This is a genomic window from Allocatelliglobosispora scoriae, assembly GCF_014204945.1.
GTDB classification, from domain to species: Bacteria; Actinomycetota; Actinomycetes; order Mycobacteriales; family Micromonosporaceae; genus Allocatelliglobosispora; species Allocatelliglobosispora scoriae.
Genome location: NZ_JACHMN010000003.1, coordinates 1234718 through 1260942 on the forward strand (window position 1 = coordinate 1234718; position 26225 = coordinate 1260942).

Sequence of the window (26225 nt, forward strand, 5' to 3'; positions counted from 1 at the left end):
CGCCGCCTCACCACGGCGTTGCGAGCACCGCCTCCACGACGATCGCGGTGAGCGCGCCGACGGCGGTGAGCAGCAGCGGCGTGGGCGGGATCGGTCCACCCCGCTCCTCGGGCGCGGTCGCGGCGACGCAGAGCCAGGCGAAGTAGGGCAGCCACGCGTGCTCCACGCCGCCCCGGGCGAGCCCCGCGACGATGGAGAAGACCACCGCGACCCCGGCCCCGACCAGGAACGGCCAGCCGGGCGTGGTGCGCGACTTGCGCAGGCTCGCCACCAGCCCCGGTCCGGCGGCGAGCAGCAGCGCGACGATGCTGATCGCGGCCCACGCCAACGCCGGGCGGGCCGGTTCGACCCTCGTGGTGAAGTCCAGGTGGGCGCTGGTGAGGCCGTCCATCCAGGAGAATCCGACGAGCCAGACGGTGATGACGGGGATGAGCGCGCCGATGCCGCTGGCGATGTTGAGTGCGGCCCGCCGACGCGCGAAGTAGAGGCAGACGATGCTGAGCCCGAGCCACGCCGCGGCGTAGGAGAAGAGCGCCGCCGTCCCGAGCAGCATCCCGGCGAGGACCGCCCAACCGCCTGCCCGCCAAGCGCGGGCGCGGCTCGCCCGGCCGCCCGCCACGATCATCGCGGCCACGATGGTGGCGACGACCGCGTCCATCGAGACCGCGAGCCAGACCGCGGAGGTGGCGAGGATCAGCAGCGGTGCGGCTCGCCGCGCGGCCGTCTCACCGCAGGCATCCTTGAAAGCCATGAGCGTCAGGGGTACGGCGAGGGCGCCGATCGCCGTGAAGACCAACCCCAGGGCGAGGTGGTCGGTGAGGCCCGCCTTCTGCACCAGCCAGAGCAGCAGCACCGGTGCGGGCGGGTGGCCCCGGGTGGCGATGGAGTGCTCACCGGCACGTTCGGTGAAATGCCGCAAGTAGCCCAAAGGGTCGTCACCCACAGCGGTGACATCGGAGAGGTAGCTCTCGGGGTCGAGCAGCGCCCGGGTGAACCCGCTGGAACCGTCCACGATGGCCAGTGCGGCCGCCCAACTCAGCATTCCGAGATAAGAACTCGCTAGTAAGGCTCCGAAGCGCGCACGTTCAAACCATCCTCGATACGCAATGGTAAGGACTGTAAGCGCTACCAGTACTGCCAATACGGAGGCGTACCCGATCTCAACTCGATAACGGCCGAGAAATGGAGCGCTCGCCGTTCCAAGTCGCAGTCCCGCTTTCACTGCCCAGAGGGTCAGTAATGAACCCACGATGACCAGCGCCAACCAGGTCAGTAGGTCGGCGTGCTCGCGTCTGCGCGCATTCTTGCTCTCATCGGTCACCACGGCGCATCAGGGTATCGGGTTGCTGACAGTGCCGTGCGTGTCGGTTGGCGGGAACTTGATATCTAGCGCATGATCGTTCGAGGCGGTCTAATAGATGAGACCGCAGAACCGCACCTTCTCCGGACGTGAGGGATTCACGATGGCAGCCACCGGCACAGCTACCACCACCGAAAAGGGTCGCCGGATCGTCGGGACCGAGCGGCAGACGCTCGCCAAGGACCTTGTCAAGCGCTACACCTCTGGTGAGAGCATCCGCGCGCTGGCCTCAACGACCGGCCGCTCGTATGGCTTCATTCACCGAGTGCTGACTGAGTCGGGCGTCCAGCTGCGCCAGCGCGGCGGCGCTCGTCGTCGCAAGAAGGCCTAGGTTCCGACACTGATGACCGTGCCACCCGACGTGCGTCCGGCCGGAGAAAATGTGCCGGCCGGAGTACGGCTTGAGCTGGACGGCGCGATCGCGACCGTCACGCTGGACAGACCCGAGGTTCTCAACGCGCAGACGCCAGCGATGTGGGCGCGTTTGAGTGAGATCGACGCCGCACTCACCGGAGACGTCCGGGTCGTGGTGCTTCGCGGCGAGGGACGTTCTTTCTCCGCCGGTCTCGACCTCGCCAGTGCTCAAGAGCAACTCGGCGCGCTCGCAGTTATCCCGCCGGACCAGGCTGAGGACCGCATCGCCGGGTTTCAGCGTGCCTTCTCCTGGCTCCGGCGGCCCGACCTGATCACGATCGCAGCCGTTCACGGCCACGCGATCGGGGCGGGCTTCCAACTCGCACTCGCCTGCGACCTGCGGGTCATGGCGGACACCGCGACATTCAAGATGGCCGAGATAACGCTCGGCCTCGTGCCCGACCTCACCGGCACCAAGCGCCTCGTCGAGCTCGTCGGCTATGCCCGCGCGCTGGAGATCTGCGCGACGGGCCGCAGCATCCGGGCCGAGGAGGCCGAGCGGATCGGGCTCGCGGCGGTGGTCGTACCCGCCGAGGAGCTCGACGCGGCCGCGCGCGACCTGGCGGCGGCCCTGCTCGCCGGCCCTCGCAACGCGGTCATCGAGATCAAGGCGCTGCTGCTCGGAGCCTCCGGGCGGACCTACGCCGAGCAGGAGCTGGCCGAGCGCCAGGCCCAGGTGCGGCGCATCCGCGACCTCGCGGGCCTAGGTGAATAAGGCGTTACGGAATTAACTCCTTACGCTAGAGGTTGTCGAAGCCGAGACGGCTCGGCAAGCGACGACAGCGTGGAGGATGCCCGTGAGCATGGGTGGAATGGGTGGCGGCGGCGGCAACATGATGCGCTCGATGCGCGATGCCGACAAGGTCAAGCAACATCAACTCACCCGTGGCACGTTCCGACGGATCATGCGGTTCGCCCGGCCCTACCGGCACGACATCTCGGTCTTCCTCGTCACGATCGTGCTGGCCGCCGTCATCGGCGTCGCCACACCGGTCCTCGCGGGGCATGTCATCGATGCCATCACCAGCGGCAAGCCGGAGTCCGGCGGCACCGTGGTGCGCCTCGCGGTCTGGATCGCCGCGCTCGCCGTGGCGAACGCGCTGCTCTCGCTCGCCCAGCGGTGGTATTCGGCGAAGATCGGCGAGGGCATCATCTACGACCTGCGCAGCCAGGTCTACGACCACGTGCAGCGGATGCCGCTGCAGTTCTTCACCCGTACCCAGACCGGAGCGCTCGTCTCCCGGCTCAACAACGACGTGCTCGGCGCGCAGCGCGCCTTCACCTCGACACTCTCCGGGGTGGTGAGCAACGCGATCCAGCTCGTGCTGACCGCGGCGGTGATGTTCAGCCTGTCGTGGCAGGTCACCGTGATCTCGCTGGTGCTGCTGCCCATCTTCATCCTGCCCGCCCGCCGGGTCGGCACGAAGCTGGCGGCGATCACCCGGGAGTCCTACCAGCTCGACGCGACGATGAACGCGACGATGACCGAGCGCTTCGGCGTCGCGGGCGCGCTGCTGGTGAAGCTCTTCGGCAAGCCGGAGACCGAGGCCGGGCGCTTCGCCGACCGGGCGGCCCGGGTGCGCGACATCGGCATCCGCTCCGCGATGTATTCGCGGACGTTCTTCGTCGCGATGCTGCTCGTCGCCTCGCTCGCCCAGGCCGTCGTCTACGGCCTGGGCGGCTGGTACGCCGTGAACGGCCAGATCTCCGCCGGAACCGTCGTGACCCTGGCGATGCTGCTGCTGCGCCTCTACGGCCCGCTGACGGAGCTCTCGAACGTGCGCGTGGACACGATGAGCGCCATGGTGAGCTTCGACCGGGTCTTCGAGATCCTGGACCTGCCGCCCTCGATCGACGAGCGCCCCGACGCGGTGGCGATCCCGAAGGGCACCGCCCGGGTGGAGTTCCGCGACGTGCGCTTCCGCTACCCGGCCGCGAGCGAGGTCTCCCTGGCGTCGCTGGAGGACGTGGCGACGCTGGACCGCACGACGAACGCGCCGGTGCTGCGCGGCGTCTCCTTCACCGTGGAGCCGGGCCAGCTCGTCGCCCTCGTCGGGCCCTCGGGCGCCGGCAAGTCGACGACGTCGATGCTGGTGAGCCGGGTCTACGACGTGACCGACGGATCGGTGCTCGTCGGCGACGTCGATGTCCGCGACGCGACGCTGGACTCGCTGCGCGACGCGATCGGCGTCGTGACCCAGGACGCGCACCTCTTCCACGAGTCGATCGCGGAGAACCTGCGCTACGCCAAGCCCGACGCCACCGACGACGAGATCTGGTCGGCACTGCGCGGTGCCCAGGTCGAGGAGCTGATCCGGGCGCTGCCCGACGGCCTCTCCACTGTGGTGGGTGAGCGCGGGTACCGCTTCTCCGGCGGCGAGAAGCAGCGGATCGCGATCGCCCGGCTGCTGCTCAAGGCGCCGTCGATCGTGATCCTCGACGAGGCGACGGCGCACCTGGACTCGGAGAGCGAGGCGGCGGTGCAGCGGGCGCTCGCGGTGGCGCTGGCCGGGCGGACCGCGCTGGTCATCGCGCACCGGCTCTCGACCGTCCGGGAGGCCGATCAGATCCTCGTCCTCGACGGCGGCCAGATCGTCGAGCGCGGCACCCACGAGCAGCTCTACGCCCAGGGCGGCCTCTACGCCGATCTCTACCGCACCCAGTTCGCGGTCGCCGAACCCCGCTAGGAGCACATGCGAAAGGCGCCGGAGCAGCTCCGGCGCCTTTTCGCTGAGTGGTGGATCAGGCCTGGCGGATCGCCTCGGCCTCGATCTCAATCTTGATCTTCTTGCCGACGAGAACGCCACCGGTCTCGAGTGCGACGTTCCAGGTCAGGCCGAACTCCTCGCGGTCGATCTCGGTGCTGGCGCTGAAGCCGATGAGCTCCTGGCCCCACGGGTTCTTCTCGACGCCCTCGAACTCGACCTTGAGCTGGACCGGCTTGGTCACGTCCTTGACGGTGAGGTCGCCGGTGAGGGTGAACTCGTTGCCGTTGACGTCGCTCACGCCGGTGCTGCGGAAGGTGAGGGTCGGGAACTTCTCGACCTCGAGGAAGTCGCCGCTGCGCAGGTGCGCGTCGCGGTCGGCCGCCCCGGTGCTGATGCTCTCGGCCTGCAGGACCGCGGTGACGGTCGTCTGCAGCGGGTCCTCGGCGACGACGATCGTCGCGGTCGCCTGCGCGAACTCGCCGCGCACCTTGCTGACCATCATGTGGCGGGCGATGAAGCCGACGCGCTTGTGGTTGGCGTCCATCTCGTAGGTGCCCGCGGCGGGGATGGTCAGGCCGTTCCAGGTGCGGGTGGTGGGCTCGGTTGCGCTGGTCATCTCAGGTTCCCCTAAAGTCTGTGAACAAGCAATTGTTGACCGCTCAACTATAACGCACCGGCGGCGAAAGTGAAGTGACCCGGCTCACCCATCCGGGAGCGTGTCGGTTCCGAATGACCCACGTGGCTCCCTTCGGCAAACCTCGACGCGTGGCGGTCATCGGCGGCGGTGTCGCCGGTCTCACTGCTGCCTACCTGCTTCAACGCGAATACGACGTGACCATCTTCGAAGCCGGCGATCGGCTCGGCGGGCACGCGCACACCCATGACGTCGCCTCCGGCGGGCACAGCGTCGCCGTCGACTCGGGCTTCATCGTCTTCAACGAGCGGACCTACCCCATGCTCATCCGCCTGCTCGACGAGCTCGGGGTGGCGAGCCAGGAGACCGAGATGAGCCTGTCGGTGATGTGCCGCGGCTGCGGGCTGGAGTACGCGGGTGCCCGCAAGCTCCCCGGCCTCTTCGCCCGCCCGGCCAACGCCGCCGACCCCCGCTTCCTGCGCCTGCTCGCCCAGGTGCCGGTCTTCCACCGGGAGGCGCGGGCGCTGCTCGACCGGCCCGAGACGGAGACCGAGCCCACCCTCGGGGAGTTCCTCGCGGCGGGGCGCTACACCGACTACTTCATCCAGCACTTCGCCGTGCCGCTCGTCTCGGCGGTGTGGTCCTGCGGCACCCAGGCGGTCGCCGACTACCCGGCCCGCTACCTCTTCTCCTTCCTCGCCAACCACGGCATGCTCTCGGTCGGCGGCTCACCGACGTGGCGAACGGTCACCGGCGGCTCGCGTACCTATGTGGACCTCGTCGCGAAGCGGCTCGCCGCGGTGCACACGAGTACGCCGGTGCGGGCGGTGGCGCGTACCGCCGACGGGGTGAGCGTGCGCGACGACGCCGACGAGATCGCCGTCTTCGACGCGGCCGTGATCGCGACCCACGCCGACCAGGCGCTGGCGCTGCTCGCCGACCCGTCGGCCACCGAGCGCGAGGTGCTGGGCGCCTTCACCTACTCGCTGAACCCGACCGTGCTGCACACCGACACCGGGGTGCTGCCGCGGCGGGCCAATGCGCGGGCGAGCTGGAACCACCTGATGCCGTCCTGCCACCCGCAGCCGGGCGGGGTGAAGGTCAGCTACCACATGAACCGGCTGCAGCGGCTCGACGCCGCCGACGACTTCATCGTCACGCTCAACCCCGGCGACGAGGTGGACCCCGCGAAGGTGCTCGCCTCGATGGTCTACGAGCACCCGATCTACACGCCCGCCTCGCTCGCCGCGCAGCGGCGGCTGCCGGAGCTGACGACATCGACGATCGCCTTCGCCGGTGCCTACCATGGATGGGGCTTCCACGAGGACGGCTGCCGCTCGGGCGTGGCGGCCGCGCGAGCGCTGGGGGTGCAGTGGTGACCAGGGCAGGGTTGGCGTCGAGCGCGCTCTACGAGTCGGTCGTCTCCCATGTCCGCGGCACCCCGCTGCGCCACGCCTTCCGCTACGCCACCTATCAGTGGCTCGTCGACCTGGACCGGATGCCGGTGCTGCCGTGGGCGCTGCGGCCGCTGGCCCGGTTCACCGCCGCCGACCACCTCGGCGACCCCGCTCGCGACATCCGGGCCAACGTCGAGGAGTTCGCCCGGCTGCGCGGCGTGGAGCTGCGCGGTGGGCGCATCCTGATGCTGGCCCAGGCCCGGGTGTTCGGATACGTCTTCAACCCGCTCACCGTCTTCTGGTGCTTCGACGAGGCCGGCGAGCTCGCCTGCGTCCTCGCCGAGGTGCACAACACCTACGGCGAGCGGCACTGCTATCTGCTGACGCCGGGTGGGGACGACCGTTACGCCACCGGCAAGGAGTTCTACGTTTCCCCGTTCTTCGCCGTCGAGGGTGAATATGAGATGCGGCTCCCGGCGCCGGACGAACGGCTACGCTTAATGATCAAGTTGGCACACCACGGCAAGCAGGTATTCGTCGCCACCCTGACGGGGCGGCGACGCGCCGCCACGTCCGGCGCCCTGCTCCGGCTGGCCCTGCGCCACCCCCTCAGCCCGCTGCTGGCCAGCGCGCGGATTCGCTATCAGGGAATCCGTCTCTACCTACGCCGGCTGCCGGTCGTTGCTCGGCAACCCCACAAAACACAGGAAGGTGTCCGGTGACCACCAGTCCCCCCATGGTCGACAAGGCTCGCTGGCCGGATGTCGCGGCGGTGCCCCGGAGCAGGTTCCGGGCCTCGGTCGCGGCCCTGCTGGTCCGCCGCGTCGCCGCCCGGCTGCCGCTGCGGGTGCAGTACCCGGACGGCCGCATCGTCGGCTCCACTCCCGACAGTCCCATCCTGCGGGTCCGCGATGAGCAGGCCTTCCACCGCCGCCTCGGTACGGCCGGGCTCGTCGGCTTCGGTGAGGCCTACCAGGCGGGCGACTGGGAGACCGACGACCTGCCCGCCCTGCTCGCGGTCTTCGCCGACAACGTCGAGCGGATCGTGCCGTCGAGCCTGCAGTGGCTGCGCCATTTCCATGGCGCCCGCTTCCCGGCCGAGGAGACGAACACGCTCGACGGTGCGAAGCGCAACATCCACCGCCACTACGACCTCTCCAACGAGCTCTTCTCGCTCTTCCTCGACGACACGATGACCTACTCCGCGGCGCTGTTCGACTCGCCGCTGCGCGGCGGCGAGGTGCCGAGCTTCGACCGGCTCGCCGACGCCCAGCGCCGCAAGATCGATCGACTGCTGGACCAGACCGGCGTCACCGACGGCAGCCGGGTCCTGGAGATCGGCACCGGCTGGGGCGAGCTCGCGATCCGCGCCGCGCAGCGGGGAGCGACCGTGCACACGGTGACGCTCTCCGCCGAGCAGCGGGCGCTCGCGATCGAGCGGGCCGAGCGGGCCGGTGTCGCCGACCGGATCACCGTCGAGCTGCGGGACTACCGGGAGATCGCCGGTGAGCGCGCGTACGACGCGATCCTCAGCGTCGAGATGATCGAGGCGGTGGGGGAGCGCTACTGGCCGACCTACTTCGCCACCCTGGACCGGCTGCTCGCCCCGGGCGGGCGGATCGGCATCCAGGCGATCACGATGCCGCACGACCGGATGCGGGCCTCCCGCAAGTCCTACACGTGGATGCACAAGTACGTCTTCCCCGGCGGCCTGATCCCGTCGCTGCCCGCGATCGAGAAGATCCTGGCCCGGCACACCGGGCTGCGGGTCGCCGACCGGTTCGCCTTCGGCGAGCACTACGCCGAGACGCTGCGGCTGTGGCGGGAACGCTTCACCGCCAACGCCTCCCAGGTCACCCGGGCCGGTTTCGACTCGACCTTCGGGCGCACCTGGAAGCTCTACCTCGCCTACTGCGAGGCGGGCTTCTCCACCGGCTACCTCAACGTCTACCAACTCGTGATGGAGCCGGCCCGATGAGCGGCGCGGCGGGACTGCTCGCGACGGTCGTCGGCGGTGTCGTCGGTGGCGAGCCGCCGATCCGGCTGCGGGCCTGGGACGGCACCGAGAGCGGTCCGGCCGGCGGTCCGGTGCTCGTCGTCAACGATCCGCAGGCGCTGCGGCGGCTCCTCTGGCAGCCCAACGAGCTCGGCCTGGCCCAGGCGTATGTCACCAAGGAGATCGACGTCGAGGGCGACATCGAGCTCGCCCTGCGGACCGTGTGGCGCTTCGCCCGCACCTCCCTGCCGGACGGGGTGCGGGTCGGCGTACCCCAGCGGATGCGCGCGCTGACCACGGCGATCAAGCTCGGGGCTTTCGGCCTGCCCCCGGCGCCGCCGGAGGTGCAGGCGCAGCTCGACGGCGACCTGCACAGCCGGGAGCGGGACCGGGCGGCGATCGCGCACCACTACGACCTGTCCAACGAGTTCTACGCGCTGCTGCTCGACGAGACGATGGCCTACTCCTGCGCCTACTTCACCGCGGACGGGATGAGCCTCGCCGACGCGCAGCGGGCCAAGCTGGACCTCATCTGCACCAAGCTGGGCCTGAAGCCCGGCATGCGCCTGCTCGACGTCGGCTGCGGCTGGGGCTCGCTCACGGCGCACGCTGCCGAGCACTACGGCGTCGAGGTCGTCGCGGTCACCCTCGCGGCCCAGCAGCACGCCTTCGTCACCGCGCGCGTCGCGGCCGCGGGCCTCGACCACCTCGTCCAGGTACGCCTGAGCGACTACCGCGACATCGCCGACACCGGATTCGACGCGGTCGCCACCGTGGAGATGGGCGAGCACGTCGGCGAGGACAAGTACCCGGCGTTCATCCGGGGGCTGCGCGACAAGCTCCAGCCCGGCGGACGCCTGCTGGTGCAGCAGATGTCGCGGGGCGCCAACCGTCCCGGCGGCGGTGCCTTCATCGAGTCCTACATCGCGCCGGACATGCACATGCGCCCCGTCGGCGAGACGGTCGCCATGATCGAGCGGGCGGGCCTGGAGGTGCGGCACGTGGAGGCGCTGCGCGAGCACTACACGCGGACGGCGCGGGCGTGGCTCGCCACCCTGGAGGAGCGCTGGGACGCCGTCGTCGACCTCGTCGGCGAGCCCACCGCGCGGGTCTGGCGGCTCTACCTCGTCGGCGGCGCGCTCGCCTTCGAGGAGCGCCGCATGGGCGTCGACCAGATCCTGGCGGTCCGCGATGCCTGACCTCGGCGCCGTCGGCGTCAACCTGATCTACGCGGCGATGGCCGCGCTCACCGTCGTGATGATCACCTTCATCATCGGCACCGTGATCGACAAGCACCGCGTCGTCGACATCGCCTGGGGCATCGGCTTCGCCGCGATCGCGGTCACCACCTTCGTCCTCTCCTCGGGGCACGGCGACACCACTCGCCGGCTCGTCGTCATGGGCGCCACCGTGGCGTGGGGGCTGCGCCTCGCCGGGCACATCGCCTGGCGGGCCCGGGGCCACGGCGAGGACCCGCGCTACGAGCAGATGCTGTCGCGGGCCAAGGGCAGCCGGACCGCCTACGCGCTGCGGATGGTCTACCTGCTGCAGGGCCTGAGCATGTGGTTCATCTCGCTGCCGGTCCAGATCGCGCAGTATGACCCCGATCCGCCGAACTGGCTCTTCTGGGTCGGCGTCGCGATCTGGGCGGTCGGGCTCTTCTTCGAGGCCGTCGGCGACTATCAGCTGGTCCGCTTCACCGGCAACCCGGCCAACAAGGGCGAGGTGCTGGACTCGGGACTGTGGCGCTACTCCCGGCACCCCAACTACTTCGGCGACGCGACCGTCTGGTGGGGGCTCTACCTCATGGCCGCGAGCGGCGGCTGGCTCGGCGCGGCGACGATCCTGTCCCCGCTGGCGATGAACTGGCTGCTGGCGAAGAAGACCGGCAAGCCGCTGCTGGAGAAGGACATGGCCAACCGCAGGCCGGGCTATGCCGACTACGTCGCGCGTACCAGCGGCTTCTTCCCCTGGCCACCGAAGCGTTCGGCCTGACCCGGCCCGGGATCGGCTCCAGATCGGCCACATGATCGGCGCAACTCTTCCAGAGTTGCGCCGATCATGTGCTGAGCTGGCACTACTGCTGGCCGGTTTCGGCCATCAGGTCCCGGGTGATCTGCGGGGCGTCGATGCCGGTCAGGCCCTTCGCGGTGAACCAGGTCGCCACGTTGAGCACGTCGCGCTCCATGAAGCGCCGGCCCTGCGGGTTGGCCACCACGTCCACGATCTGCGGGAGATCGATGACGACCAACCGCCCCTCGTGGACGAGGATGTTGTAGGCGGAGAGGTCGCCGTGGGCGTACCCGGAGCGGGCCAGGACCCGCAGCGCCAGCAGGAGCTGCTCCCACAGGTCCTCGAGCTCCTTCACATCGGCGCGCACCGCGGCGAGCCGGGGTGCGGCCACCCCGTCGGGAGTGCCGATGAACTCCTGCAGGATCTCGGTGCCGAGGATCTGCACCGGGTAGGGCGTGAACGGCTCGATCTCCAGCTGCAGAGCCGTCTCCCAGAGCCGGCACAGCGCGCCGAACTCCGCACCGGCCCAGGTCGCGGCGATCGCCTCCTTGCCGAAGGCGCTGCGGCTCGCCATGGCGCGGTTGGTCCGGGACTCCTTGACCCGGCGCCCCTCCAGGTAGCCCGCGTCGCGGTGGAAGAGCCGGTGGTCGTGGCTGCGGTAACGCTTCGCCGCGAGCAGGCATCCCCGGTCGGTGCCGGGGACCTCGCGGGAGAGCAGGAAGACGTCGGCTTCCTTGCCGGTCTTGAGGATGCCGCGCTCCACGTCGACCGCGGCGAGCTCGGTGATGAGCCAGTCGGGGTGCGGCAGCGGACCGCGTTCGGTCGGGGAGGACAGGTCCCACGTCGACCAACGGTCACCGTGCTCGGGACCGTCGTTGGCGGTGGTGTCGTCCTCGTGTTCTTCGTCGAAGAACTTCTCGAAGGTCAGGCTTGCGTCGTCGTCGTCAAAACGGCTACGGCGGTTGTTGCGCACTGCGGGGTCTCCAAAGCTTGAGTGGAAGAGAAAGTAGGCATGGTGAACACGGCAAAGACACGCATCACGGCTCAACCTCCTCTGACACTCACGCCGGACCCAGTGCGGCCGGACTCGCAAAGCCTAACGGGCTCCTCCCGGACCCCGTCAAGTGATTAATTGCTGCGCTTCTCCAAGAGCCCTTGGCTTGTGGTCAGGCGGCGACGAACTCCAGGCGGTTGCCGTGGCAGTCCTCGGTGTGGAAGCGGCGGACGCCCGGCACCTCGTCCTCGCCCCAGACGACCGGCAGGTTCAGCGAGGTCAGCCGCGCCGCCAGGGCGTCGAGGTCGGCCCAGACGAAGGCGGGGTGGGCCTTGCGGGCGGGCCGGAAGTCGTCCTCGACGCCGAGGTGCAGCTCGCCGCCGCCGGGGCTGACGAACCAGCAGCCGCCCCGGATCGCGAGCGCCGGCGGCTTGCGCTTCTCGGTCATCCCCAGCACCCCGACGTAGTACGCCCGCAGGGCGTCCTCGCTGCCCCGAGGGCACGCGACCTGTACGTGATGGATCATGCCCACATCGTGGCACGGAGTTGCGCGGTTAACAAGACGGACGTACGGTTTGGAAGATGCGCGGAGCTTAGTTCGCCCTAACCCGGCGGACCGAGCGGCTGTGCGAAAGACTGACTTCCAAAAGAAGACTGACTGTTAAGGAGTGCGACGGTGGCCAGCCTCGACACCTTCGGTGCCAAGAGCCAGCTCGACGTCGGCGACGCGAGCTACGAGATTTTCACGATCGACAAGGTCGAGGGCCATCAGCGCCTGCCATACAGCCTGAAGATCCTGCTGGAGAACCTGCTGCGGACCGAGGACGGCGCCAACATCACGGCCGACCACATCCGGGCGCTGGGCGGCTGGGACCCCGCCGCCGAGCCGAGCGTGGAGATCCAGTTCACCCCGGCCCGGGTGCTGATGCAGGACTTCACCGGCGTGCCCTGCGTCGTCGACCTCGCCACGATGCGCGAGGCGATCAAGGACCTCGGCGGCGACCCCGCCAAGGTCAACCCGCTCGCCCCGGCCGAGCTCGTCATCGACCACTCGGTCATCGCCGACATCTTCGGCCGGGCCGACGCGTTCGAGCGCAACGTCGAGTTCGAGTACGGGCGCAACCAGGAGCGCTACCAGTTCCTGCGCTGGGGCCAGACCGCCTTCGACGAGTTCAAGGTCGTGCCGCCCGGCACCGGCATCGTGCACCAGGTCAACATCGAGCACCTGGCCCGCGTGGTGATGCCCCGCAACGGGCAGGCCTACCCGGACACGGTGGTCGGCACCGACTCGCACACCACCATGGTCAACGGCATCGGCGTGCTGGGCTGGGGCGTCGGCGGCATCGAGGCCGAGGCCGCGATGCTCGGGCAGCCGGTCAGCATGCTGATCCCGCGCGTGGTCGGCTTCAAGCTGCACGGTGAGCTGCCCAGCGGTGCCACCGCGACCGACCTGGTGCTCACCATCACCCAGCAGCTGCGCAAGCACGGCGTCGTCGGCAAGTTCGTCGAGTTCTACGGCCCCGGCGTCACCGCCGTGCCGCTCGCCAACCGGGCCACGATCGGCAACATGAGCCCCGAGTTCGGCTCCACCTGCGCGATCTTCCCGATCGACACCCAGACGATCGACTACATGCGCCTGACCGGTCGCCCGGCCGAGCAGCTCGCCCTCGTCGAGGCCTACGCCAAGCGTCAGGGCCTGTGGCACGACCCGTCGGTCGAGCCGGAGTTCTCGGAGTACCTGGAGCTCGACCTCAGCACCGTCGTGCCGTCGATCGCCGGACCGAAGCGCCCGCAGGACCGGGTCGCGCTCACCGACGCGAAGACCGCGTTCCGGGGCGCGCTGCCGGATTACGTCGTCGCCGACGCCACCGACGAGGAGGGCGAGGAGAGCTTCCCCGCCTCCGACCCGCCGGCCTCCAACTCGCGGACCTCCAACGGGCGCGTGGCGAAGCCGACCGCCGTCACGCTGGCCGACGGCACCTCCTTCGAGCTGGACCACGGCGCGGTCGTGATCGCCTCGATCACCTCCTGCACCAACACGTCCAACCCGCAGGTCATGATCGGTGCGGCGCTGCTGGCCAAGAAGGCCGTCGAGCGCGGGCTGACCCGCAAGCCGTGGGTCAAGACCACGCTCGCGCCCGGCTCGCAGGTCGTCACGGACTACTACAACAAGGCGGGCCTCACGCCCTACCTGGAGAAGCTCGGGTTCCACCTGGTCGGCTACGGCTGCACCACGTGCATCGGCAACTCCGGCCCGCTCTTCGACGAGATCAGCGCCGCCGTCAACGAGGCCGACCTCGCGGTCGTCTCGGTGCTGTCGGGCAACCGCAACTTCGAGGGCCGGATCAACCCGGACGTCAAGATGAACTACCTGGCGTCGCCGCCGCTCGTCGTCGCCTACGCGATCGCCGGGACGATGGACATCGACCTGTCCCGCGACCCGCTGGGCTATGACTCCTCGGGCAACCCGGTGCACCTCGCCGACATCTGGCCGAGCCCGGCCGAGGTCGAGGCGACGATCGCCGAGGCGATCACGTCCGACATGTTCAGCAAGGGCTACGTCGACGTCTTCCGCGGTGACGAGCGCTGGCGCTCGCTGCCGACGCCCGCCGGCGACACCTTCGCCTGGGCCGGTGACTCGACCTACGTGCGCAAGCCCCCGTACTTCGAGGGCATGGCACACCAGCCGTCGCCGGTCACCGACATCGCCGGTGCCCGGGTGCTGGCGAAGCTCGGCGACTCGGTGACGACCGACCACATCAGCCCGGCCGGTTCGATCAAGGCGGACTCGCCCGCCGGTCGCTACCTCGCCGAGCACGGCGTGGACAAGCGCGACTTCAACTCCTACGGCTCGCGCCGGGGCAACCACGAGGTCATGATCCGGGGCACCTTCGCCAACATCCGCCTGCGCAACCAGGTGGCGCCGGGCACCGAGGGCGGCTTCACCCGCGACTTCACGGTCGAGGGCGCGCCGGTGTCGAGCATCTACGACGCGAGCCAGAACTACCAGGCCGCGGGGATCCCGCTGGTGATCTACGCGGGCAAGGAGTACGGCTCGGGCTCCTCGCGGGACTGGGCGGCGAAGGGCACGATGCTGCTCGGCGTCCGCGCGGTCATCGCCGAGTCCTACGAGCGCATCCACCGCTCCAACCTGATCGGCATGGGCGTCCTGCCGCTGCAGTACCCGGCCGGCCAGACCGCCGAGACGCTGGGGCTCACCGGTGACGAGACGATCTCGATCACGGGCGTGGAGCAGCTCAACGAGGGTGTCACGCCGAAGACGGTTCGCGTGCAGGCCGGGGATGTCGAGTTCGACGCCGTCGTCCGCATCGACACGCCCGGCGAGGCGGACTACTACCGCCACGGCGGCATCCTGCAGTACGTGTTGCGGAAGATGATCGAAAGCTAGTTCACTCTCCCTATGAGGGAGACGTTGACGGTGGCGGCGGTCCAGGCCTATGCGGAACCCGGGGACATCCCGGGCAACACGGCCAGGGCCGCCGCTCTCGTGTCGGAGGCCGCCGACGCGGGTGCGGAACTCGTGGTGCTGCCGGAGCTCTTCCTCTCGGCGTACCAGCTGGATCTGCTCGCTCTTGATCCGGCCGGGACCGACGTGACGCCGCAGGACGCGCGCCTGGACCCGCTGCGGGCCGTCGCGCGCGACCGGGCCGCGGTCGTCGTCATCGGCGCGGCGGTACGCCGACCGGACGGCTCGCGCACCTGCTCCGCCCTCGTGGTGGACCGGGCGGGCGAGGTGCGCGACGCATACGCCAAGCAGAACCTCTGCGGCGCACAGGAGCAGGCGCTCTTCGCGGCCGGGACCAGCGGTGCCACCCTGCACCTGGACGGCTGGCGCTTCGGCCTGGGGGTCTGTTACGACGGCTGCTTCCCGGAGCACGCCCGCGCGGCGACGGAGGACGACGTGCACGGGCTGCTCTACCCGTCGGCCTATGTCCGAGGGTCGGAACACCGACGTGACATCTATTACCCGGCGCGGGCTCTGGACAACACGAGTTACGTCGTCTTCGCCAACCCGGTCGGCGGTGCCGAGCCGTGGTCGTTCAACGGTGGTGCGGCGATCTTCGATCCCGAGGGGCGGACGCTGGCGAAAGGTCCACTCGACGGCGACCGGGTCGTGACGGCGGTGCTGACGCTGGAGCAGCTGGCATTCACGCGAACCGGGCATCCCATGGTGCGGGACCGTCCACGGGACGCCGGTGGCGCCCGGGACAGGTGGGACGGATGAGGCGCCGCGCTCCCACCCGCGGGTCCGGCGCGGCACCTCGGTGGCCAATCGCATGCCATTCAAATCGCCGCCGGGACTTTCGGATCGTGTCGATCGTCACGTAGTGTGCCCGCGTGCCCCTGCTACTCCTCGATCTCGACAACACGCTCATCGACCGTCTGGGGGCGTTTCGGGCGTGGGGTAGCCGCTTTCTGGCCGAAATCGGGGCGCCCGACTATGACATCGACTGGTTGCTCGACCTCGACGCCGACGGGCTGACGTCGCGCTGGGACGTGGCCGAGGGCATTCGGCAACGCTATGACCTGCTTGTCTCCATTGTGGACCTTGTGGAGGAGCTGTACCAGGGCGCCATCGAATACACCAAGCTCGACCCGATGGTCGGTGCCGCGCTGCGGATCGCCGAGGACGCCGGTTGGGTGCCCTTCATCGTCACCAACGGTGACGTTCGGCAACAGGAGGCGAAGATCCGGCGTACCGGACTCGACCGCTTCGTGCTCGATTGGGTGATCTCCGAGGAGGTCGACTGCCGCAAGCCCAATCCGCGCATCTTCGAGATCGCCGCGGAGCGGGCCCGGATGCGGCTGCGCGGCGCCTGGGTGATCGGGGAGAGCCCCGAGGCCGACATCGGCGGTGCGGCGGGCCTGGGCCTGCCGAGCATCTGGATCCGCCGCGGGCGCGAGTGGCGCGAGCCGAGGTTCGCCCCGACCCGCGCCGTCAACGGCGTCATCCAGGCGGTCGCCGCCGTGATGGCCGCAGCGCCTCGGCGTTAGCCGTCACGTTCTGCAGCAAAGCGTGGCCTCGCGGAGCGAAATGGCCACGGTTTGCTGCAGAACGTGACTCGGGAGGTCACCGGGTGGCGATCGCCGCGTGCATCTCCCAGACCAGGACCTCAGCGTCGGCGGTCGCGGTCACCTTCTGGCCGCCGGTGGCGGTGAAGCGGACCGAGTCGCCCTCGGTGAGGGCTCCGGCGCCCTCCAGGGTCACGGCGCCGCGAGCCACGAAGAGGTGCAGGTAGGGCGCCTCGGGCAGCTCGGCGGTCCCGCCCGGCTGCAGGCGGGCCACGTGCAGTGCCGCGTGCCGGTTCTTGATCCGGATCGCCGCCGCGCCGTCGTGCTTCGCCATGCCGGACGCGACCGTCACCAGCCCGCCGCGCAGCAGCTCGTCGTCGATCTCGAGCTGCTCATAGCCGGGGGTGATCCCGTCGCTGTCGGGCACCACCCACATCTGGACGAAGTGCACCGGGTCGCGGTGCTGCTCGCCGCCGAGGCGCCAGGAGTCGTTCTTCTCCGAGTGCAGGATGCCCTTGCCCGCGCTCATCCGCTGGGCCAGGCCCGGGTAGATCACCCCGGAGTGCCCGGTGGAGTCCTGGTGCACGAGCGAGCCGCGCAGGACCCAGGTGACGATCTCCATGTCGCGGTGCGGGTGGGTCTCGAAGCCCGCGCCGGGTGAGACGACATCGTCGTTGTTGACCAGCAGCAGCCCGTGGTGGGTGTTGCGCGGGTCGTAATGGCGGCCGAAGGAGAAGGAGTGCTTCGAGTCCAGCCAGGAGATGCGGGTCTTGCCGCGCTCGTCGGCGTAGCGGATGTCGGTGCGGCTCTTCGCGGGTGCGACGGTCGAGAGTTTCACGATCCGTACAAGGTTGTTGTTGGTTCAACTATTCCCGAACGGGGTCGGTGAGTTGACCAAGCCGTACGTACGGATTGCATCACGACGCGTGACCTGGGAAGATCTTCGGTGTGCCCAGGGTGAGCCAGGATCAGCTCGACGCGCGGCGGCAGGAGATCCTCGGTGCCGCTCGCGCGTGCTTCGCCCGCTTCGGCTACGAGGGCGCCACGGTCCGCCGTCTCGAAGAGGCTACCGGGCTGTCCCGGGGCGCCATCTTCCACCACTTCCGCGACAAGGACTCCCTCTTCCTCGCCGTCGCCGAGGACGACGCCGCCGAGATGGTCGCCACGGTCGCCCGCGACGGCCTCGTGCAGGTCATGCGGGACCTCTTGGCGCACGCCGCCGACCCCGGCGCGGCCGGCTGGCTCGGCACCCAGCTGGAGGTGTCGCGGCGGCTGCGGACCGACCCCGCCTTCGCCGAGCGCTGGTCGGCACGGGTCACCGCGATCGAGGCCGCCACCGCCGAGCGGCTGCAGCGCAAGCGCGAGGCCGGGCTGCTCCGCGACGACGTGCCGGTCGAGGACCTGATGCGCTTCCTGGAGCTCGCCTACGACGGGCTCGTGCTGCACCTGGCGATGGGCCGTCCCGCCGGTGACCTGGGTCCGGTGCTCGACCTCGTCGAGGAGACCGTCCGCCGCCGCTAGAGCGCCCGTCGGATCGGCACCGCTCGCCCATCCACCGCCCTCGCCACCGGACCGGTCGGTTCGGGTCGGCCGATCCGGCCGATGATCCCCGCGCATCAGGTGAATGCGCGTCCGTGAGCGGTCGTGGCGGGTTCCCGCCCGCTGCTCTGTCCGTCAGAAACGGCCAACGACACCGAGAGGCGTGTCGTCATCTCCGGCGGACAGGGCACACGACATGTGGCGGTGGCGGGACAGTGATTTCTGAGCGAACGAGTCCGGGAGGCCGAATCTCGGACGGCGGCAGGCCGGCCCCGGCCCGGCGACGGATGCTGCGACTGTCGAGTGTGGTCGCGGTGGGGGTGCTCGCCCTGACGGGCGGGGTCGCGGCACCGGCTGCGGCTGCTCCGGGCGCGGTCGCCGCGCGACTGGCGGTCGGAGACGACACACAGCCGGTCCGGATCGTCATCGCGGTCGACGAGTCCGGCAGCCTGGCCCCGGCCGACGTGCTGCGCGAGCGGGAGGCCGCGACGATCATCGCGCTGGGCGAGCTGTCGCCCAAGTCGTCGATCACCATCTTCGGTTTCGGCAGCTCCACCGGTGGCGGCCGGGCGGTCGACGCCCGGCAGTGCATGCTGAAGCCGGACGCACCGGCGGCGGACCGCGACGCCATGGCCGCCTGCATCCGCGAGCAGATCAACCGGCGGACCGAGGCCGAGGGGCACGACACCGATTTCGTCGCCGCGCTCAGCCAGGGCATCACGCTGCTCAAGGGGTTCACCGACGACGCGCCGCGCGTGCTGCTGCTGATGACCGACGGGAAGCTCAACGTCGCCAACGACAGCGCCTACGGCTCCGACGCCGACTCGCGCCGCCGAGCCGCCGAGGCGCTGCTCACCGATGAGGTGCTGCCGAGCGCCCTCGCCAACAAGATCCAGATCTGGCCGCTCGGCTTCGGTACGGACATCGACGCCGACATGCTGAAGTCCTTCGCCGCGGGCGGGGCGAAGGCGAGCTGCGCCGGTGTCGCCCGGCCCGATCCGGTCTTCACCCCCGTCCCGGACAAGGCGGCGCTGGTCCAGGCGATGCTCGACGTCTCCGCCACCGCCCGCTGCGCCGTCGCCGAACCCGGGGTCAACGGCGAGCTGCCCGCCGGCGGCGAGGTCGACCTCACCGTGGAGATCCCGCTGATCGCCACCGACGGCTCGATCAGCGTGGTGAAGGGCGACCCCTCGGTCAAGGTGACCTACTTCGACCCGCAGGACAAGCAGGTCAAGGACGGCGACAACGTCGACAGGTCCTCCTTCACCCTCTCCGGCCACAGCGGTGCGATCGAGTCGATGCGCATCCGCAATCCCCGGCCCGGCCGCTGGCGGGTGCACCTGGCCGGCTCCGCCTCCGTCGCCAAGCAGGTGGTCAGCGCCAGCGTGCTGTGGCAGGGCGTCCTGAAGTCGGTCATCTACCCCGACCCGCCGAGCCCGGCCGCCGGTTCGCGCTTCTCCGTGAAGATGCGCCCGCAGACCCGGGAGGATGTCGAGATCACCAACGCGTCCGCCCTCGCCGGACTCACCTTCGAGGCCCACCTCAAGGGCGGTGGCGTCGACCAGACGATCCAGCTCCACGACGACGGTCAGGAGCCGGACCGGCAGGCCGGAGACGCCTACTACGGCGGCAGCTTCGCCCTGCCGGCCAACGCCTCGGGAACCCTCACGCTCGCCGGCATCGCCAAGGGCCCGGGTGTCGCCACCGACCGGCACGAGATCTCGATCGAGATCGCCACCGGGCCGCCGGTGATCCGCGCGACGGTCGTCGTGGACTCCACCACCGTCTACCCGGGAGAGTCGGTCACCGGCAAGGTCCTGCTCGCCAACGACGGTGCCGCCGCACCGATCCGGCTGGAACTGGCGAGCCTCAAGCAGAGCGGGTCGGCCACGCTGACGCCGGCCGGCACGACCGCGGCCCCCGGTTCGAGCGAGATCGCCTTCACCGTCGCCGTCGGCAAGGACGCCGAGCTGGGCCCGCTCGGCGGCGCGATCCAGGTCATCGGCGCCGATGGCAAGCCGATCCAGGCCGAACCGCTGGCCGTGATCGTGGTCGCGGTCCCCACCTTCTGGGATCGGTGGTGGTGGGCGATCGTCGCCGTGGCCGCGCTCGTCCTGCTCGCCCTCGCCTGGCTCGGCATCAAGCTGATCATGGCTCGGCGGGAGCGGGGAGTCGGCGGGCTCGTCCTCAAGCTCTACGAGAACGGCCACGAGCGCAAGCCCACGATCGCGCCCGGCCCGGCACAGGCGCAGGCGGAGGAGTTCGAATTCGACATCCGGGTGCCCGATGACGGGGGAGTGCCGTCGCTGCAGACGGTCTCGCCCGGCACCAACCGCTACCGGCTGCGCCGCGCCGGTGCCGGGAAGGTCGCGCTGCGCGTACCCACGGAGGAGACCTTGACCTTTCCCCTGGGACAGCAGACCGGCCTGCCGCACGTGACGGGATTGTGGCTGCTGGTGGAGGACGTCGGACGCGGTTCCGATGACGAGACAACGGTTCCCCCGCCACCGCCGTCCGGCTCTGTCGACCTTGATCTCTGAGTGACTGAGAGGAGTCATCCCGATGCATCTGTATCACCCTGTGATGTTCGTGGGGCTGGGCGGCACCGGCTGCCGGATCGGCGCCGAGCTCGAACGCCGGCTCCGTGAGGAGCTCTGCGGTGCCGACGGCCTCAAGCTGCACGGCCCCGACTTCAACCTGCAGGAGTTGCAGGCCTTCCAGCTCCCGTCCTGCCTGCAGTTCCTCTACGCCGACCTCAGCGAGGACGAGATGGCGCGGCTGCGCCGGCGCTCCGTGCCCAACGAGGAGTACGCCGATGTCGCCAGCCGCAACGCCTACTACGCCTACGACCTGCTGCCGCAGTTCAACAGCTACCCCGAGGTGGCGAAGAACCTGCGCGTACGGGTCCGCGACCAGGTCCGCGACTGGCTGCCCTCGGCGGAGCACGAGCCGATGGTGACCCCGCTGCGCGTCGGTGCCGGGCAGCTGCCGACGGTCGGCCGGGCGGCGCTCTTCGAGACGGTCTCCGGCGGCATCGACATCGCCCGCCGCCCGATCACCGACGCGATCGGGAAGATCAAGAATTCCGCTGGCGAGCTGCGCAAGCTCAACCGCGACCTCACCGCGCGGATGGAGCCGATCGACGTCTTCGTCGCCTTCTCTGTGGCGGGCGGCACCGGCGCCGGCATCTTCTACGACTACCTTCACATCATCGAGTCGGCCTTCGCCAAGGAGCACCTCAAGGCCAACGTCTACCCGCTGGTGCTGATGCCGTCCGCCTTCGACGAGGGCAAGGGCGGCGGCCTCTACGCGGCGCTCAACGCCGGCCGGGCGCTGCTCGACCTCTTCCGGCTCATCGACGATGTCAACGTCGACCAGCGCAGCCACGGCGAGCTCGTGCCCAACCGCGACCGGGGCGGGCTGCACGTGACCTACCCCGACGAGGTCATCGAGATGACGCTCGGCTCGGCGCAGACCGCGTTCCTCTTCAGCAAGAGCGCCGGGATCGACCGCGACGACCTGCACCGCTCCGTCGTCGCGCTGATCCTCTCCCTCGTCGGTCTGGAGCAGCCGAAGTCGAGCCAGTCCGGCGGCGGCGACCAGTCCTTCGCGGCGAGCTTCATCAACAGCTCGATCAACCGGCAGGCCCTCGCCCGGACCAAGATCGGCAGCCAGGCGGTCTCCACCAGCCTCGTCGGCTCGCTCACCGTGCCCTTCGACGACCTCGCCGACATGTTCGCCGGCCGGCTGCTCGCCCGGGGCGTCCGCGAGCTGCTGCCCGCGCCGCCCGGCCGGGCCGAGTCCAACCGGGACCACATCAAGAACTTCTTCATGGGCGCCAACGTCGGCGCGATCTGGGAACGGGCGGCAGCGCCCTTCCAGGACCCCGCCGCCGTCAAGGGCGCCACCGAGATCATGCGTACGCTGCAGCAGCGGCTCAAGCGGATGGCGGAGGGGCTCGACAGCCTCGACCAGGACCTGGTCCGGCGTACTCCGGATCTCGCGAAGGACTTCAACCCGAGCGAGGGCGGGCTGCGGGTCCTCGGCGACATCGACGTCTTCCGGCTCAAGCGCGTCGTCTGCGGCGATCCCGCCCTCACCGAGGACATCGACCAGCGCGGCGTCGAGGGCGTGATGGAGATCCGGCGTACGCCGCCGACCCCGGCCAACAAGGACCTCGGCGTCAACCCGCCGCCGCTGACCGCGGTGAAGAACCGGATCTTCAAAAAGGCCCACTTCTCCGACCCGGTGGTGCGATCGGCGATCGAGCAGCAGAACGAGTGGTACCGCTACCGCACCAACCGCTGCTGGCACGCCGCCTGGAACGAGCACCGGGGACGCTGGCACGGCCAGCTCGACCGCTTCGTACGCCACCTGCGCGCCCTCGTCGACGAACTCGCCGACCACGAGAACAACAGCGAGGAGGTCTTCTCGCGGCGGGCCGACGAGCTCTACCGGACGCGGGTCGGCGTCACCTACCTGCTGCCTCCCCGGACGGAGCTGGAGCACACCTACGAGCTGATGCTGCGCCGCCTGGTGGCCGGTTTCGCCGCGAAGCGGTTGCGCCCCAACGCCACCGAGGGTGAGATCGTCGCGGCGATGCTCGGCCCGGACGGCTGGCGCGAGGCCCTCTCGGCCAGCCTCACCACCGGCCAGGGCCCCGAATACGGCGTCCGCATCATCCTCGCCCGCCTCAAGCAGGAGGTCGTCAAGATCCTCCGGGACGGCGGCGACGGCGACGGTCCGCTCCTGCCGCACATGCGCCACCTGCTCTCCAGTGCCGCGAAGCGGACCCGGGACGTACCGGTCGCCGAGTCCGACGTGCAGTCCTTCGTCGCCACGCTGTCCGGGATGATCCCCGCGGCGTTCGTACCGGAGGGCACCGGCAGGCTCAGCGTGCTCGTCGTCTACCCCGCCGACACCGGGGACGCCGAGACCGAGCGGTTCCTCGCCGAGACGCTGCGCCTGCCGCAGGGCAAGAACATCGTGCCGACGCAGTTCCAGTGGGCGGAGCCCGAGGCGATCACCGTCGTCTTCGTCCGCTCCGGGATGGGCGTCACCGAGGTGAGCGAGCTGCGCAGCGTCCTGCGGACGTGGGCCGACGCGGTGAAGGCGCCCAAGAGCGACTACTACCTGCCGTGGCGGCAGCGGCTCGGCTTCGACCAGGACTGGCTCGCCACGACCGAGGCGCACCGCATCCAGATCCTCCAGCGCATGCTGGCGGCGATGTGGAACGGGCAGTTCGCCGTCACCGGCGACCGGGACTCGCCCGAGTCGGTCCGCATCTCGCTCGACGCGGGCGACTCCGGGTCGGAGAAGATGCGGCTCGACCTCACCCCGTTCGGCGCGTCGTCGTCGTGGGGGAGCCTGCTGCGCGCGTACGAGGAGTGGACGCTCGCCGACGGCAGCGAGGTCCGGCTGAACTTCTGCGGTGAGCTGATGGAGTCCATGCCCAACGGATTCTCCGGCCGCCTCACCGATCCCGACCCGCTCTATCTCCACTTCGTCAACACGCTGGCGGGCCGCGAGATCAAGGTGCTCTCGGAGATGCGCGAGCGGATGCCGGCCAGCAGCCGGCGCCGCTGCGAGCAGCTCATCTCCTTCTGGGAGTCGACGGTCACGTCGGCCCGCGACCGGACCTTCCTCGGCGAGGCGCCCAACGGCGATTCGCTCCGGGAGCTGGAATACACCTGCGACCTGCGGGGCGGCCGGGCGGGAGAGGTGCGATGACCGTCCACGCCGGACCGGGCCTCGGGCACACCGACGGCGACGGGCGGGTGCCGGTCGTCGACCTGCGCCACGACTACGCGGACCTGCTCACCTTCGCGCACTTCAACGACTACGTGCGGGACCGTGCCGTCGCCACCATGCACCCCGACCGGATCGGTGACGGGCTCGACCTGAGCCGGCTCGTCATCATCGACGACGCGGGCTCGCTCTTCGACCACAGCGCCGCGCTGGCCATGATCCTCAACTCGGCCGCCGTGAAGCAGGTCATCTGCGTGGCGATCGGGATGGCGGTGCCGGCGGAACAGATCGCGGTCGTCGTGCCGTCGATCCTGCGTACCGAGCTCACCGCGGTGCTCTGGGTCGGCGACAAGCAGGGCATCTCCTGGATCCCCGGCAGCGGCCCCGACACGATCATCCGTCCGACGGCCGCGCCGATCGGTGGCGGCGACCCCGTGCCGCTGCGTGATCTGATCGAGGCGCTGACGGCGCCCGAGGTCTTCAGCCAGGTGATGGTCCGCGTGGGCCAGGCGCCGACGCAAGTGGCGGTGCCCGGCGTACGCCTGGTCTCCAGCCGCCTCGACGAGAGCGTGCTGACCCTGGTGCAGACCAGGGTGCTGACGGAGCTGACCTCGGGTGCCGTACGCCTCGCGGCGGACCCGGACGGTGCCGCCGCCGACGCGGAGCTCACCGCGGTGCTCAAGAACTTCGTGCCACCGGACCCGACCGTGCCCGGCGGACGCCTCGGCGCCGCCCGGTCCGCGGCGGCGACCGCGATCACCGAGGTCGAGCAGCTGATCCGCCGGTCCGGACGGCCGTGGGGGCTGCTCTCCTCGCGGCGCGGCACCACGATGCCGATGCTCTTCCGGCAGGCGGTGACCGCGCTGGAGAACTACCGCCTGACGCTCGCCGCGGTCTTCCTCGCCGCCGACGCCGGCACCGACGAGCAGCGGCGGACGAAGCTGCGCGCGGAGGGGATCGTGCTCGCCGACGCGCCCGTCACGCAGCCGTCGGCGATCCCCGACGTACGCCGGCTCGTGCAGCTCTCCGTCGAGTCGGGCCGCCCGATCGAGCAGACGGTACGCCAGCTCTACGACGCGGCCACCTGGCTGCTCCCGATGGGCAGCGCGGCCCGCGTGCCGCAGACCGAGCAGGCCTGCCCGCCGGCGGCGATGAAGCGGCTCGCCGGGCCGCCCCCGATGCCCGCCGGCTTCGGCAATCCGGTGGTCCTGCTGCTGACGCTGATCGCACCGCTGCTCGCGGGAGTCTGGGCGCCGGCCAGCATGGTCACCACGCCGCTGGCGGTGCTGCTGCTGGTGCTGGGCGCGGTGGCGGTGCGGCGCAAGCGGTTCAGCCTCGGCCAGACCTCCGCCAGCCTCGGTGCCGACATCCTCACGGTCGCGGCCGTCGCGGCCGTCGCCGCGCTCGGCGCAGCCGTGGCCCTGGTCCTCTCGGCCACCGATCTCGTCTCGGTCCCCGAGGATATGCGCAACTCGCTGCCGGAGGGGGTCGCGTGGGCGCTCGTCGGCACCGGCCTGCTGCTGGCGCTGCTCACCCCGCTGCTCTGGTGGTCGCTGCTGGTCCGCGCCTGGCGACGGGAACTGCCCGTGCACGACCTGCGCGGGGCCGAGAGCAGGCTCGACGCCGTCTGGCGGGAGGCGTCGGCGGAGTGGGTCCTCACCGACGCCCGGCACCAGGCCTCCGACACCGTCCGGGCGCTCGCCAGCTCCCTCGACGCGACCAGCGGTGCGATGACCGCGCACGCCCAGCAGCTCAGCCAGGACGTGTCGGCGCAGGACACGCTCGCCTCGCCCGAGGCCGAGCTGACCGGCGTCACGATCGGGGCGGTCGGTGCGGTCGTCCGGCACGACCTGACCGGGCTGGTGCTGATGGTGATGACCGATCGCTGGGCCGAGGCGCGCGACCACTACCTCGACGGCATGGCCGACCGGGCCGACCGGCAGGCCCGGGAGCGGCTCGCCGAATACCACGCCTACGTCGGGCGCTGGGGCATCCAGGATCCGCCGCCGGGGTGGCTCGTCCGGTCCGAACGCGAGCAGCTCACGCTCGCGTGGTGGCGCGATGTCAGCCACCTCCGCCAGGCGGTCGCGGTCAGCCGGCCCGTCCGGCAGCTCTGCTCGGACAGCCAGGTCCAGATGCTCAGCCGGGAGGTCTCGACGGCGAGCGGGACACTGCGGTTCGCACCGCGTACGGCGAGGATGGCCCTCACCGACAACCTGGGCGAACCGGTCGAGCGCAGCCGGAGCTTCGGCGAGGGCGACGTGATCTGGACCGAGTCCGGTACCGCCGCCGGCGTGCTCAACATCGTGCCCCTGCGGGCGGGCGTCTCCTACGCCCAGCTCGAGGAGGCCGGCGGCCAGGGTGAGCGGCGGGACATCGCATGAGCCG

At 70.3% G+C, this 26225-nt stretch carries 20 protein-coding genes; 15 read left to right on the top strand and 5 right to left on the bottom strand.

Annotation, left to right across the window (positions count from 1 at the left end):
- Positions 1 to 7 precede the first annotated feature (7 nt).
- On the bottom strand, positions 8 to 1042 hold the full coding sequence (locus F4553_RS32115) for a hypothetical protein (protein WP_246467537.1): 1035 nt from the start codon (positions 1040 to 1042) through the stop codon (positions 8 to 10).
- A gap of 421 nt (positions 1043 to 1463) precedes the next feature.
- On the opposite strand from F4553_RS32115, the gene F4553_RS32120 reads away from it, so the two are divergent.
- The 3 genes from F4553_RS32120 to F4553_RS32130 all read left to right on the top strand — a co-directional run bounded on the left by F4553_RS32120 (position 1464) and on the right by F4553_RS32130 (position 4461).
- Positions 1464 to 1691 (top strand): helix-turn-helix domain-containing protein, encoded by a 228-nt coding sequence (locus tag F4553_RS32120; protein WP_184843691.1) that lies wholly within the window; start codon positions 1464 to 1466, stop codon positions 1689 to 1691.
- Between the two features lie 12 nt (positions 1692 to 1703).
- Entirely contained in the window at positions 1704 to 2489 is a 786-nt protein-coding gene (locus F4553_RS32125) for an enoyl-CoA hydratase/isomerase family protein (RefSeq protein ID WP_184843694.1), read from the top strand.
- Positions 2490 to 2577: 88 nt separating this feature from the next.
- Positions 2578 to 4461 (top strand): ABC transporter ATP-binding protein, encoded by a 1884-nt coding sequence (locus tag F4553_RS32130; protein WP_376776352.1) that lies wholly within the window; start codon positions 2578 to 2580, stop codon positions 4459 to 4461.
- 55 nt (positions 4462 to 4516) lie between these two features.
- On the opposite strand, the gene F4553_RS32135 is transcribed toward F4553_RS32130, so the two are convergent.
- On the bottom strand, positions 4517 to 5098 hold the full coding sequence (locus tag F4553_RS32135) for a YceI family protein (protein ID WP_184843699.1): 582 nt from the start codon (positions 5096 to 5098) through the stop codon (positions 4517 to 4519).
- Positions 5099 to 5247: 149 nt separating this feature from the next.
- On the opposite strand from F4553_RS32135, the gene F4553_RS32140 reads away from it, so the two are divergent.
- The 5 genes from F4553_RS32140 to F4553_RS32160 are packed head-to-tail and all read left to right on the top strand — an operon-like array spanning position 5248 to position 10504.
- Positions 5248 to 6495, top strand: coding sequence for an NAD(P)/FAD-dependent oxidoreductase (locus F4553_RS32140; RefSeq protein ID WP_312875470.1), 1248 nt, complete (start codon positions 5248 to 5250; stop codon positions 6493 to 6495).
- On the top strand, positions 6492 to 7235 hold the full coding sequence (locus F4553_RS32145; protein ID WP_312875471.1) for a DUF1365 domain-containing protein: 744 nt from the start codon (positions 6492 to 6494) through the stop codon (positions 7233 to 7235). The genes F4553_RS32140 and F4553_RS32145 overlap by 4 nt, the downstream gene beginning before the upstream one ends.
- The gene (locus F4553_RS32150; protein WP_312875472.1) at positions 7232 to 8491 is read left to right on the top strand and encodes a class I SAM-dependent methyltransferase; all 1260 of its coding nucleotides are present in this window, start codon (positions 7232 to 7234) and stop codon (positions 8489 to 8491) included. The genes F4553_RS32145 and F4553_RS32150 overlap by 4 nt, the downstream gene beginning before the upstream one ends.
- Positions 8488 to 9708 (top strand): SAM-dependent methyltransferase, encoded by a 1221-nt coding sequence (locus F4553_RS32155; RefSeq protein ID WP_184843707.1) that lies wholly within the window; start codon positions 8488 to 8490, stop codon positions 9706 to 9708. The genes F4553_RS32150 and F4553_RS32155 overlap by 4 nt, the downstream gene beginning before the upstream one ends.
- Entirely contained in the window at positions 9701 to 10504 is an 804-nt protein-coding gene (locus tag F4553_RS32160) for a DUF1295 domain-containing protein (RefSeq protein WP_184843710.1), read from the top strand. The genes F4553_RS32155 and F4553_RS32160 overlap by 8 nt, the downstream gene beginning before the upstream one ends.
- 82 nt (positions 10505 to 10586) lie before the next feature.
- Here the strand turns inward: F4553_RS32160 and F4553_RS32165 are convergent, their stop codons facing one another.
- Entirely contained in the window at positions 10587 to 11495 is a 909-nt protein-coding gene (locus F4553_RS32165; RefSeq protein ID WP_184843713.1) for an RIO1 family regulatory kinase/ATPase domain-containing protein, read from the bottom strand.
- A gap of 193 nt (positions 11496 to 11688) precedes the next feature.
- The gene (locus F4553_RS32170) at positions 11689 to 12042 is read right to left on the bottom strand and encodes a VOC family protein (RefSeq protein WP_184843716.1); all 354 of its coding nucleotides are present in this window, start codon (positions 12040 to 12042) and stop codon (positions 11689 to 11691) included.
- Between the two features lie 150 nt (positions 12043 to 12192).
- Here F4553_RS32170 and acnA point away from each other — a divergent pair, with 150 nt between their 5' ends.
- The 3 genes from acnA (at position 12193) to F4553_RS32185 (ending at position 16532) form a co-directional block, all read left to right on the top strand.
- Positions 12193 to 14925 (top strand): aconitate hydratase AcnA, encoded by a 2733-nt coding sequence (acnA, locus tag F4553_RS32175; protein ID WP_184843718.1) that lies wholly within the window; start codon positions 12193 to 12195, stop codon positions 14923 to 14925.
- Positions 14926 to 14937: 12 nt separating this feature from the next.
- A complete protein-coding gene (locus tag F4553_RS32180) occupies positions 14938 to 15762 on the top strand; it encodes a carbon-nitrogen hydrolase family protein (protein WP_184843722.1) in 825 nt (274 codons plus the stop codon).
- Positions 15763 to 15875: 113 nt separating this feature from the next.
- Complete coding sequence (locus tag F4553_RS32185) at positions 15876 to 16532, top strand: HAD family hydrolase (RefSeq protein WP_184843725.1); 657 nt, start codon at positions 15876 to 15878, stop codon at positions 16530 to 16532.
- A gap of 76 nt (positions 16533 to 16608) precedes the next feature.
- Here F4553_RS32185 and F4553_RS42620 read toward each other — a convergent pair whose 3' ends face one another.
- Positions 16609 to 17388 carry a pirin family protein gene (locus F4553_RS42620; protein WP_184843728.1) on the bottom strand — a complete coding sequence of 260 codons (780 nt, stop codon included), beginning with the start codon at positions 17386 to 17388 and terminating at the stop codon, positions 16609 to 16611.
- A 110-nt stretch (positions 17389 to 17498) separates the two neighbouring features.
- Here F4553_RS42620 and F4553_RS32195 point away from each other — a divergent pair, with 110 nt between their 5' ends.
- The 4 genes from F4553_RS32195 to F4553_RS32210 all read left to right on the top strand — a co-directional run bounded on the left by F4553_RS32195 (position 17499) and on the right by F4553_RS32210 (position 26221).
- The gene (locus tag F4553_RS32195; protein WP_184843731.1) at positions 17499 to 18071 is read left to right on the top strand and encodes a TetR/AcrR family transcriptional regulator; all 573 of its coding nucleotides are present in this window, start codon (positions 17499 to 17501) and stop codon (positions 18069 to 18071) included.
- Positions 18072 to 18376: 305 nt separating this feature from the next.
- Positions 18377 to 20629, top strand: coding sequence for a vWA domain-containing protein (locus F4553_RS32200; protein WP_184843734.1), 2253 nt, complete (start codon positions 18377 to 18379; stop codon positions 20627 to 20629).
- Positions 20630 to 20651: 22 nt separating this feature from the next.
- On the top strand, positions 20652 to 23819 hold the full coding sequence (locus F4553_RS32205; RefSeq protein ID WP_184843739.1) for a tubulin-like doman-containing protein: 3168 nt from the start codon (positions 20652 to 20654) through the stop codon (positions 23817 to 23819).
- Entirely contained in the window at positions 23816 to 26221 is a 2406-nt protein-coding gene (locus F4553_RS32210) for a hypothetical protein (RefSeq protein WP_184843742.1), read from the top strand. The genes F4553_RS32205 and F4553_RS32210 overlap by 4 nt, the downstream gene beginning before the upstream one ends.
- Positions 26222 to 26225 lie beyond the last annotated feature (4 nt).

Coding starts and splice junctions, on each gene's coding strand:
- F4553_RS32160 (WP_184843710.1), top strand. CDS start 9,701: ATGCCTGACCTCGGCGCCGTCGGCGTCAACCTGATCTACGCGGCGATG.
- F4553_RS32115 (WP_246467537.1), bottom strand. CDS start 1,042: ATGCTGAGTTGGGCGGCCGCACTGGCCATCGTGGACGGTTCCAGCGGG.
- F4553_RS32125 (WP_184843694.1), top strand. CDS start 1,704: ATGACCGTGCCACCCGACGTGCGTCCGGCCGGAGAAAATGTGCCGGCC.
- F4553_RS32200 (WP_184843734.1), top strand. CDS start 18,377: ATGCTGCGACTGTCGAGTGTGGTCGCGGTGGGGGTGCTCGCCCTGACG.
- F4553_RS32170 (WP_184843716.1), bottom strand. CDS start 12,042: ATGATCCATCACGTACAGGTCGCGTGCCCTCGGGGCAGCGAGGACGCC.
- F4553_RS32205 (WP_184843739.1), top strand. CDS start 20,652: ATGCATCTGTATCACCCTGTGATGTTCGTGGGGCTGGGCGGCACCGGC.
- F4553_RS32155 (WP_184843707.1), top strand. CDS start 8,488: ATGAGCGGCGCGGCGGGACTGCTCGCGACGGTCGTCGGCGGTGTCGTC.
- F4553_RS32120 (WP_184843691.1), top strand. CDS start 1,464: ATGGCAGCCACCGGCACAGCTACCACCACCGAAAAGGGTCGCCGGATC.
- F4553_RS32210 (WP_184843742.1), top strand. CDS start 23,816: ATGACCGTCCACGCCGGACCGGGCCTCGGGCACACCGACGGCGACGGG.
- F4553_RS32130 (WP_376776352.1), top strand. CDS start 2,578: ATGGGTGGAATGGGTGGCGGCGGCGGCAACATGATGCGCTCGATGCGC.
- F4553_RS32180 (WP_184843722.1), top strand. CDS start 14,938: ATGAGGGAGACGTTGACGGTGGCGGCGGTCCAGGCCTATGCGGAACCC.
- F4553_RS32135 (WP_184843699.1), bottom strand. CDS start 5,098: ATGACCAGCGCAACCGAGCCCACCACCCGCACCTGGAACGGCCTGACC.